8 protein-coding genes and 3 pseudogenes are annotated in these 8,711 nt (G+C 39.3%); 2 read left to right on the top strand and 9 right to left on the bottom strand.

The annotated features are described in order from the left end of the window. Together PPOP_RS07615 and PPOP_RS07610 are read right to left on the bottom strand one after the other, a co-directional pair. Positions 1–411: pseudogene (locus PPOP_RS07615) on the bottom strand (IS110 family transposase); the annotation flags it as partial. Between the two features lie 262 nt (positions 412–673). Further along, the gene (locus PPOP_RS07610) at positions 674–1,420 is read right to left on the bottom strand and encodes an SDR family oxidoreductase (RefSeq protein WP_006285591.1); all 747 of its coding nucleotides are present in this window, start codon (positions 1,418–1,420) and stop codon (positions 674–676) included. 190 nt (positions 1,421–1,610) lie between these two features. Between PPOP_RS07610 and PPOP_RS22640 the strand changes: the two are divergent. Further along, positions 1,611–1,778, top strand: a pseudogene (locus PPOP_RS22640) (TetR/AcrR family transcriptional regulator); the annotation flags it as partial. Between the two features lie 469 nt (positions 1,779–2,247). Here PPOP_RS22640 and PPOP_RS07605 read toward each other — a convergent pair. The 7 genes from PPOP_RS07605 to PPOP_RS07575 form a co-directional block, all read right to left on the bottom strand. After that, a complete protein-coding gene (locus tag PPOP_RS07605) occupies positions 2,248–2,919 on the bottom strand; it encodes a D-Ala-D-Ala dipeptidase VanX-F (protein ID WP_006285588.1) in 672 nt (223 codons plus the stop codon). A 5-nt stretch (positions 2,920–2,924) separates the two neighbouring features. Then, positions 2,925–3,956: a D-alanine--(R)-lactate ligase VanF gene (vanF, locus tag PPOP_RS07600; protein ID WP_006285587.1), complete on the bottom strand. Its 1,032-nt coding sequence runs from the start codon at positions 3,954–3,956 to the stop codon at positions 2,925–2,927. Continuing rightward, positions 3,949–4,917, bottom strand: a complete 969-nt coding sequence (locus PPOP_RS07595) for a D-lactate dehydrogenase VanH-F (protein WP_006285586.1) — start codon at positions 4,915–4,917, stop codon at positions 3,949–3,951. Before PPOP_RS07595 ends, vanF begins: the two co-directional genes overlap by 8 nt. A 19-nt stretch (positions 4,918–4,936) precedes the next feature. Then, complete coding sequence (vanZ-F, locus tag PPOP_RS07590; RefSeq protein ID WP_006285585.1) at positions 4,937–5,557, bottom strand: glycopeptide resistance protein VanZ-F; 621 nt, start codon at positions 5,555–5,557, stop codon at positions 4,937–4,939. 60 nt (positions 5,558–5,617) lie between these two features. Then, positions 5,618–6,499 carry a D-Ala-D-Ala carboxypeptidase VanY-F gene (locus PPOP_RS07585; protein ID WP_006285584.1) on the bottom strand — a complete coding sequence of 294 codons (882 nt, stop codon included), beginning with the start codon at positions 6,497–6,499 and terminating at the stop codon, positions 5,618–5,620. Between the two features lie 119 nt (positions 6,500–6,618). After that, entirely contained in the window at positions 6,619–7,716 is a 1,098-nt protein-coding gene (locus PPOP_RS07580; RefSeq protein ID WP_006285582.1) for a vancomycin resistance histidine kinase VanS-F, read from the bottom strand. Beyond that, positions 7,709–8,404 (bottom strand): vancomycin resistance response regulator transcription factor VanR-F, encoded by a 696-nt coding sequence (locus tag PPOP_RS07575; protein ID WP_006285581.1) that lies wholly within the window; start codon positions 8,402–8,404, stop codon positions 7,709–7,711. Before PPOP_RS07575 ends, PPOP_RS07580 begins: the two co-directional genes overlap by 8 nt. A 43-nt stretch (positions 8,405–8,447) precedes the next feature. On the opposite strand from PPOP_RS07575, the pseudogene PPOP_RS25805 reads away from it, so the two are divergent. Continuing rightward, a pseudogene (locus tag PPOP_RS25805) lies at positions 8,448–8,546 on the top strand (Tn3 family transposase); the annotation flags it as partial. Positions 8,547–8,711 lie beyond the last annotated feature (165 nt).

Here is an 8,711-nt window from a genome sequence, read left to right as displayed (position 1 = left end):
CCGTTACGGACAAGATCTGCAATGACCTTGGCATCTTTGTAGTCGTTCTTCGTTGGTGAATTATCTTCTAATTCTTTGGTTCTGTTCACATGATACGGATTCACTAGAACCAGCTTAATTCCATGTTGCTGTAGAAACTCCGCCAGTGTGAACCAGTAATGGCCCGTAGGCTCAACACCAAGGATTACTTGTGTTTTCCCTGTGGTTTCCTGCAGTTCCTTCATCCACAACAAGAGAGCCTCAAATCCCGTGTTATTATTGTTAAAAACACATTCATTTGCGATCTCAATTCCTCGGAAATCTATGGCTCGAGCTACATGCAATTCCTTTGCAATGTCTGCACCTGCCATCAAAGGATTCGGTAATTTGTTCAATACGTTGATTCATCTTCATTTTTTGTTTATACTTCATATTGAGCGTCCTCCTTCTAATTAGAGCAGTGAATGTTTCCTATTCCAGACCCAGCATACAGGAGACGCTCTTTTTGTTCAAACCTCGAATTCATTCATTACAGGAATTGCTCCATTTTTCGGCTAAAAGTTTTGAGCAGAGGAGATTTTTCCAATTAAAACCTGAATAAAATACTGAGAAGAAATTATAAGGCTGTCGAGGTCTTCTCGACAGCCTAAGCTTTAGAAAATGAATAGCTCTTAGTTTTATTAAATTGTAATTGTTACCAAGGTTGACTTGTTGGCCCAATTGTAAACTCATTAACGTTCGTATCTTCTGGCTGATCAATCGCGAATGCAACAATATTGGCAACTCGATCAGGTGAAATACCATATTGTTCGTACAACGCAGTCATACCTTCTGAAATATTCTTATCAGTAATCGTACCCAACAATTCCGTGTTAATCGCTGCTGGATAAATAGTTGCTGTGCGGATGTTAGTACCTTCTTGGGCAGATTCCATACGCAAAACTTCCATTAAATTGCGAACAGCCCACTTTGTTGCGCCATAAACCGCACCGCCTGGGTAAGCTTTAAGCCCAGCTACTGATGAATTAGTGATGATATGTCCAGACTTTTGCGATATAAATGTTGGCAATACTGCGGCGATACCATTCAATACACCTTTAATATTAACGTCAACCATACTGTTCCACTCGTCAGTTTTTAATTCGGAAAGTGGTGAATTAGGCATAAGTCCAGCGTTCAAGAAGATTACATCGACACCACCGAAAGTGTCTTTAGCTAGTTGAACAAGCTGCTGACTATCATCTGGATTAACAACATCTGTGACGCGGTACGCCGCTTGACCCCCATTCGATTTAATTTCTTCAACTAATTTTACTAAATGCTCTTCACGTCTTGCACCAAGTACAACTTTTGCACCCTTCTCAGCTAACAGCTTAGCTGTAGCTTCCCCAATACCTGAACTTGCGCCTGTAATAACAACCACTTTGTTTTCAATTGCCATTTTGTTTTTTCACCCCTTCAAATCATCAAAACTACTATTGATGTATTCTCGACATCTGTCTATAATTTATACAACAAAAATAAAAATTCAAGGCACATGGCTCGTTAATTTAATCAATTTTGTTGTTTACGTAACAAAACGATAGAAGCAATTAAAAAAGCGTTCCTTGAATTAATGTCTGAAAAAAATTTTTTCGACGATGTTGGGGAGTGAAGGAGCTCCGTATTTTCGTAGCCGGTTTGTTCAACATAATATCGAAGAATTCAAAAAAGACGTAGATGTAACAAAAGGCAAAAATCTCGGTCAAAATAAAGATATAGTTGCCGAATTTGTTTCAAATGCCTACGTAGCTGTAATAGTAAAGATTGAAGTGAATACTACAGAAGGGAAAAATCATCGATTAAATGTCTTTAATTCGATTGTCATCCCCTCTCAAATAGAATGTTGATTGTTGAGACGATTTTCTTTCCCCTCCTCACTGCATATTAAGCCTCTTCGCCGAGAAGGCATTTTTGCCTATCTCTTGAGAATTGGGTGATCGTTATAAAGCTTGTTTCTCGCTCTCATCAGGATGATTGGGTCTTCGTATGCGAACAACTGCGAAAGGAGTGCGACACACCGGAAGCCCTAAGGTGGGAGAGGCGATCTTGGATTCTGCCCATGACGCTCTCCCGATCTATACCATGCTGGAACACGATGAGGTTAGCAGCATCATCGACCTGAATCTCAGGCGTTCCGGGCATACGGTATACAACAAAATGAAAATGGACTCCGACGGCGTTCCCATCTGCCCCATTGGTCGCAATATGCTCTGCTGGGGCAAGTGTTTAGGGCGACAACGCATCAAGTGGCACTGTCCCACAAAAGTTGGAAAATGGGTCTAGATGGTTCCCGCCAATGGGAAAATCAAAATAGCTGCTGGGGTATGGTTCGTTTCTTAATACGTAGTGCCACCATTCATATACATATGATTCAAATCCGCTGTATTCCATAATAGAACATAATAACTGGCGATTTTGCGCTTCGTTACTTGAAATTCCTTTTGAGGTATGATGTGAACGTTCATCCATAAAATCGAAGCCGCTCCCCATAGGGACAAGCGCACCCGTGTCCAATCGATAAAGCGTAAGGTCAATCGCGCTTCCGCGACTGTGGCTTGATTTTGAAGCCACATATCCCTTTGTAACCATCTCGATCCGATCAATATTGGGATAATATCTTTCTTTTGTGCGGCCGTCTTCCGGCTGCGCAGACCAATGCAAGAAACAGTTTACCGCACGTTGAGGACGATAGCCATCCCACAGGAGCAAGCCGTACCCTAGAGCAGCCGCCTGCTTCTTTACCTCCAGCAGCGCAACAGCCAAAGCATATGTCCCCGCTATGCGATTGACTTCATATCCGTCTACCGGTTTTCCAGTGAAATTGTCCCATGTGGCATATTTGGAGTCCCAACGAACTCCATGCAATATTTCATCTAAAAAAACAAAATCTTTTTCCATGGGTATCATCCTTTGAGTGCCAGTGTGATGCAATGATCAATTAACCCGGACAGTGTCATCCCCGCGGCAGCCATCATACGGGGATAACGGCTGTATGCCGTGAATCCCGGCAACGTATTGACTTCATTCAGTATAATACGTCCGTTTTCCTGCAAAAACATATCAACACGAGAAAGACCTTTACAGCCGAGCGCCTTATAAATTGCTTTCGCCGTCTCTTGTATCTTTATGCGTTTCTCTGCCGACAGGTTTGCGGGAACCAAAACAACTGCGTTTTCGGAGCCTTTTTCTGGTTGATCTTCTTGATGAATACGAAAGATACCATGCGAAAGTGAAATTTGGTCCACTTCGCCAACGATTAAGTCGGTACCGTTTCCCAACACGGCACAGCCAACTTCAAGGCCTGGAACAGCTTGTTCAATCAGGACTTTACTGTCATACTGCCTTGCTGTTTCAATGGCGGCGTCTAATTCGTCCTCGTTATTGACTTTATTCACGCCGAAAGATGAGCCGGAACGCGCCGGTTTAACAAAAACAGGATATGTTAAGGTATTTGAATCCGGTATATCGCCATGATTCAAAATCAAAAATTCAGGAGTGCCAAAACCAGCATTTTGGGCCACAATGTATGTCAGGGATTTGTCCATACACACCGCCGAACTTTGAACATCACAGCCTACATAGGGGATGCTGGACAATTCAAATAAACCTTGTATGGCGCCGTCTTCACCCGATTTGCCGTGCAAAACCGAAAATACCGCGTCTATACGTTGGATTTGATATCCTTTATTCCGCATAACAAGCAGCCCGTGCATTTTTTTGTCCGGAGAAAGCACTGCCGAACGGCAGTTTTCGTTGTCCCAATCCATGCATGGCTTTTCGCACATTTTCCAGACGCCGGATCGGGTGATTCCGATGTATATCGGCTCATATTTTTCCGTGTCAATGTTATTGGCAATCTCTTTCGCCGATTTTACCGACACATCGTGTTCCTCTGAACAGCCCCCAAACAGGATGGCTATTTTTAATCTATTCAAGTGTCTCTCTCCTCTCAAATTCCAGACAGTTCAATATTGTCTTTTCAACGGTATCATACAGTGCCCGTCCGGTATAGTACGCCGTATGCGGCGTGATGATCACATTTGGCATCTTGTGGAGCTTAAGCAATAGTTGGTTGTCAATCGGTTTCTGTGTGCAATCAAAATAGAAAAGCCCTTCTTCTCCTTCCAACACATCCAACGCCGCGCCGCCTAACCTTCCATTTTCCAACGCTTTGATCAGCGCGCCGGTATCCACAAGCCCGCCGCGCGCTGTATTGATAAGAAACGCGCCCTGTTTCACTGCTTCAATCTGTTCGTGACCAATCATATGATATGTGTCCGTGCCGAGCGGCACATGAATGGTGAGAATGTCGCTTTTCTGCAGCAATTCATTGAGGGATACATAATTGGCCGCCGCCTCTTTGCTGTGACCATACGCCAGCACATGACATCCAAATCCCCGCAGTCGCTCAATAACCGCCTTGCCTATTTGACCGGTTCCCAGCACGCCAACCGTCATCTCACGCAATTCTTTTCCAGGGACAGTATCCAATCTGAAATCATATTTTTCCGCACGGCTCACAATGGATTTTGCGTTTCGTATCGCCATCAGCATCAGCATCAATGTATAATCGGCAACGCTATCCGGTGAATATGCCACGTTTCCAACAGCGATACCCATACTTTCCGCGGCCTTCACGTCTATGTGATTGCAGCCAATACTTCGGGTAGAGATATATTTGACGCCGGATTCCTTCAGAGCAAGAAGAATGGATTCGGAAATCTCAGATTTGTGCCCCACGCTGATACATTGATTGCCGGGAGCTAACATTGCGTTGGTTTCCGATACGGCAGAGCTTGTAATGGCAGGTATGACACCAAAGCGTGGCGAAAGTTCATTGAACACTTCAGCCTCGTCCCTCTCACATCCATAAATGGTAATGCCGATATTTTTCATACTATCAACCTCTCTCTTATCAAATAATTTTTCGTAATAAAAATGGATAATAAAGTAATATCATACCTATAAACGAGCAAACTATATAAAAAATAGCCTCGTATTTTATTACTAGAGAAGATTTATTATCAAGCTTTTTTTCATCTCTTGTATATATCATTTTAAAAGCTCTATATAATAAATACCCAATAATCGCCCCCAGGGTGTTCATAAGTAAATCATCAATATCTGTAATTCTATGATTTAGCAATTGAGTTAGCTCAATAGCCAATGAAAAAAAGAATCCAGTACATGCAGTATTTTTAATTGTTCTAAACTGCGGCCAAATAGTTGGCAATAAAAAACCTAACGGCATAAACAGAATAATGTTCAAAATATACGTAGTAACACCTTCAGAAGAAAATGGAAGTAAGTTGATTTCACTTACACGAATCAATGTTTCATATCTTCCTACTACCCATACATTCCCTATCCCCGTCATCATATACACTAGCGCAAGGTAGAACAGAAAAACATACACCCATAGAAAATGCCTAATAGATATATTTTTTAGCGCTTTAAAAAAAAATCCAATTTGAAACACAATACAAAAAATAATAGTACAAAAATAAGTATATAAAACTGTAAGTGGTGTAAGCATATAGAATACGTCTCCTAACTTTACCTTTAAACCTATGACTTTATCATTTTAGAACCTAATTCAAGAAAATGTGGTCACAATTACTCCATCAATATTATTACCAGATATTTCATACTGTTCATCCGCTGGTACTTCAACTTCAATTGTCTCGTTTTGAGAAATGGGATCATATGAAATTGTATATTTTTTCCCATCAACACGAACAGAAATGCTCTTTTCTTCTTTTAAATAATCTAAATATTCTTCCAAAGCTAAATTCATTTCCTGCATAATCGCACTGTGAGGCAAACCGACATAGCGAATATGCCAAGGTTCATATTGAATTCCTGTAACATCCGTTTTATCCAAGGGATAGCGTAATATAAAGCCGTATTCCCAACAATTTTTTTCTATCCACTTTCCTTCAGGCGCTTTATCCATCTTCATTTGAGTAGATCCTACATCAAGCGATAACCCCAAGTTGTGTTCACTATGACCTGCTGGCAAAGCAAAATCAGAACCCATTTCCTCATAAAGTCTGCTTTGCTCATCCAAGTCTCGATAACCACTGCTAATTAAAAAATTACTAACGCCATCCTCTTCAGCCGCAGCTATCATCTCTGAAAATTTCCCAGCTATTTCCTCTGACAATTTAATTTCGTTATCAAGTAACCCATACCCCTTTGTCAATTCTTTGTGCGTAAATAAATTTATAATATCCGATTTTATACTCTTTTGGTGAACAGGATGTTCATTGTTGACCAAGAGTAGATTCCCTTGATAGATCTGCTCTTCCGTAAGCTCAATCTTTTGCATATTTTCAGCTGTCATTTTATCATCCGATGTATCTTTGTCATTTTGTTCATATATTCGATCCTCTACTTTATCTTGGGATATCGGTAATATATTAAAAATAAATACTAGAAATAATGCAAAAACCAATAAAAGTCCCCACTTTTTCATTTTTTAGTTCCCTCCTTGACTTAACTTGTTTATAGGATAGGAAAAACTTTTAAAATAAAATGTGGGGTAAATATTAAATTTTTCTTAAATTTTTTACTTGGATTTTATTATTAATCTTCTTAGGAATCCGCCATTGGTAATCGGACTTCAAATATCGTGCGTATTAAATCACTTTCGGCAGTTATTGTCCCATTGTGTTGCTCTACAATATTCTCCGCAATGAATAAACCGAGACCTGTACTATTTTCTTGATGAGTTCGTGCTTTGTCACCAGTAAAAAGCATATCAAAAATATGAGGCAGTTCATCTGGAGGAATAGCATCCCCATAATTGATAACTTGAATAACGACTTCCTCTGAATCAATAAAACCGTTGATATCTACATACTGCCCCTCATACCCATAGCGATTTGCATTAATCAGAAGATTTTCAAACACACGTGCCAATAACTCTCCATCACCCATAATAGATAAAGGGGAAGTAATATTCATTCTTGCTATCAAATCGTTTTTCTCGAAGACAGGATACAACTCTTCTTTCAATTGAATAAGTAGCTCACTTAAATCGATTTGTTTCTTTTTAATTGGTAACATGCCATAATTCATCCTAGTTATTTCAAATAATTCATCAATTAACCTTTCTAAGCGTTGAGATTTGGTAAAGGCAATCGTTAAATAATGTCTGATCTGATTTTCAGTCAAGTTATCATCCTTAAGGATTAAATCTAAATAACCTAAAACAGAGGTAAGAGGTGTGCGCAAATCATGAGCCAAATTTACTACTAACTGCTCTTTACTACTTTCCGAAAAGTCACCCCTTTCTATGGCTTGTTCCAATTTTTCACTTGCCAGATTAATGCTTTGTGCAATATCACTAAATTCATCATTTGACAATATTTGAACTCGATGCTTAAAGTCACCCTGAGCGAGATAATGAATTCCTTTTGAAATTTCATTGAAATAGGCAGAATAGGGTTTTGTAAGTAAAAAGAAAAATAATATCGAAAGCAAGATAAATAACAGTAAAAAGACGTTAAAGTCTCCAATATTTTGTATGATTTTGCGAAAATAAGCTAGTGTATCTCCATAATCAACACTTGTATAATAATACAATTGGAGTACTTTAAAGAGTAGGTATGTTATGGCGCTAGACAACAACATGCTTAAACCTAACAATATTATCATTTTTGAACGAAAGCCTCGTAGTATTTTACCCATTGAATTTATAACCTACCCCCCATACAGTTTGTATCAATTTGTTTTTTCGTTTATCCTCTTCAAGTTTTTTCCGCAAAGTACGAATATGAACCATAACGGTATTCCCACCTTCATAGTATGCATCCCCCCATACCTTCTGAAAAATATCTTCTGCACGATAAACTTTATTTGGATTACTGGCTAATAAAAATAAAATTTCAAACTCTTTCGGTGTTAACTCAATATTCTTACCATATAGAGTAACTGTACGTTGTTCAGGAGAAATCGTTAATCCTCCAAATTCCAAGTTTGAGTTCTGTTTGGTTTTAGGTTGATTCAACTTCATAAAGCGTCGCAGCTGTGCATTTACCCGAGCTACCAATTCAATGGGTATAAATGGTTTCGTCATATAATCGTCTGCTCCAATCACGAGTCCCTGCACTTTATCAAAATCAGACGTTTTAGCGCTCAAAAAAATAATGGGCATATTATGTTTTTCGCGAATGCGACGTGTCACTTCAAATCCATCCATTTTCGGCATCATAATATCCAAAATCAGTAAATCAATGGGTTGGTTCTGGATAACATCAATGGTTTCTTGCCCATCCGATACCTTAATGACACGATACCCTTCTTTCTCTAAATGTATAGCAACCAAATCAGCAATTTCAGCATCATCATCAGCTATTAATATTGTTATATTTTTCATTTATTCCACTCCTAGACGAAGTTATCATTAATCGTCAATTCATATTATGGGGAAACTAGGTTCTTATTCAAGACAAAACAGCTTAGCTACAGCCTTACGTGAGATGGGCCGAATAGAAAAAACGATATTTTTTCTGAATTACAGTTGTTATTAGATTAACATTTATTATTTATTAAGGTTTAATTAATACTTTGAGTGCTTCACGATTGTTCATGGTGTTTTTTGCAAGTGAAAAATGCTCAATTTTGCAGCCAAAAGTACCGAGGCACCTGCCAACCCTCCAAAGCTTAAAAAGGAATCCGTTCCA

This window comes from Paenibacillus popilliae ATCC 14706 (assembly GCF_000315235.1).
Classification (GTDB): domain Bacteria; phylum Bacillota; class Bacilli; order Paenibacillales; family Paenibacillaceae; genus Paenibacillus_B; species Paenibacillus_B popilliae.
Note: the sequence above shows the minus strand (reverse complement) of the source record. Positions and strands in the feature narration are given on the sequence as shown.